A 1,648-nucleotide genomic window follows, 5' to 3' on the forward strand; every position below is an offset into this window, starting at 1 on the left:
TCCCATCATGGTGTGGCGCGGTTATCGAGACATCAAGCAATCTGCCGAAGATCTTCAGGCACATAAGTGGGGGGGAGCCATCCGGGAATTCATTGATGGCATTGCTCAACTCGCGTCATTGCGCCAATCGCTGGCGAATCATACGCAGTTGTCTTCGACGCCGGATGTGGCGATACCCAAGGCCCCCGCCACCCGATTCAAATGGCATGACGTCGATATTACCGCCCCTGAACGCACGCAGTTGGCGCGCCATGAAAGTGTCGATGTCGATCTGGGTTCGCTGACATTGGACTCGACGCTTGGGCACTACACCCATCCGAAAACCACGAAACACTACGCAGCGGTCGAAGGAAAAGTCTATCCGGTGGTCAAGCACGGAGCTCGCTGGCGTATCGCCGACACAAAAAGTCGTGGCTCTTTCCTGCGCCAAACCGAATCAAGACAATGGGTTCTGGATTGGGATGCCCCGGAACCCCGCTTCGGTCTTATCAACCGACTGGATACTGCGTTCGCCGTTTGGGGCGGAATGAACATCGACGCCAGTGGAATGCCGGCGATTCGTCGGCTTTTCCCGCACCGAGCCCGTCAGATCGACGAAGCGCTGGACCAGGCCACCACCTATGCCTGGAATAGCTTCCGAAACCTGCAATTACTGAAGACCTCCGACGACAAAACAACCCCGGTACACGAACTCTTCACTGACTTTTTGGGTGTATCGCAAGTACTGCCCGCGCATGTGGAACAGCTTGAAAAAGTCGTCAGTGAAATTTTTGCAGCCTTGCTGGACCCAACGCTCAGAAAGCCGAACTCCGATCGTTTTGTGGTCGGCAGGTTGATCTTAGGCGCGGAAAATACATTCGCCTTCATCGTTCCAACGGACTTGAAGCGAAAAATTCACTTGGCAGAGAAATTTTTCACGCCCAGGTTCAACCACTACCGTCAGTACCTTAGCGACGCGCAATTCCCTATCAACGCCCATAGCCGAGCAATGACGCTTATCCATGAGCTTTCACACATCGTGTGTAACACCGAAGACATTACCTACCTCGACGCCAGCCGCCCATTCGCTGACCTGATTGAAACATCCAACCCTATTGCTAAAGCCCTCAACGACGAGTTGACCAAGACTCAAAGCACCGCACTGTCTATAAGGACGCCCTATACCCAACTGTTCATGGTTGAGGACCCAAACACCGGCGAGTGGGAAGATCTGGGTGATACATCCAATGAGGATACTGATCGGATGAAAGAGCATGTTTTGACGCTGACCGGCGCAGAAAACCTGAGCGGGGCTCGCCACACCTTCAAGAAAGACCCTTTGATCAGGCTGAAAGTGCAGCTTGGGAACGCCGACACCGTTTCCTGGCTGATCGGTCATCTGGGGCGACAACTGCACGTCAGTACCCCCTGACCGTAAAAATATCGCCCAATTGATGGTTAATTGCCATGACGGCAGTTCTCGCAGGCTTCCCTGCAAGGTTAGAATGCCGGAAATCAGGATGAGTCAATGACCGACAACTCTCTATCGCCAGCCGAATATGACGCGATCACCGATGCCGCAGCGCATTGGTGTATGCGTTTGCATGCTGTCGACTGCACCGCCGAAGAACAGGTCGCCTTTGAACAATGGCGCGACGCTCATCCGCTG

At 54.0% G+C, this 1,648-nt stretch carries 2 protein-coding genes; both read left to right on the forward strand.

Annotated elements, in window-relative coordinates; all coding sequences use genetic code 11:
- A partial coding sequence (locus tag AC1DRJ_RS26830) for a M35 family metalloendopeptidase (RefSeq protein ID WP_477804814.1) occupies positions 1-1,411 on the forward strand: 1,411 nt, incomplete at its 5' end.
- 96 nt (positions 1,412-1,507) lie between these two features.
- A partial coding sequence (locus tag AC1DRJ_RS26835) for a FecR/PupR family sigma factor regulator (RefSeq protein ID WP_477804815.1) occupies positions 1,508-1,648 on the forward strand: 141 nt, incomplete at its 3' end.

This window comes from Pseudomonas sp. P5_B2, from assembly GCF_056400445.1.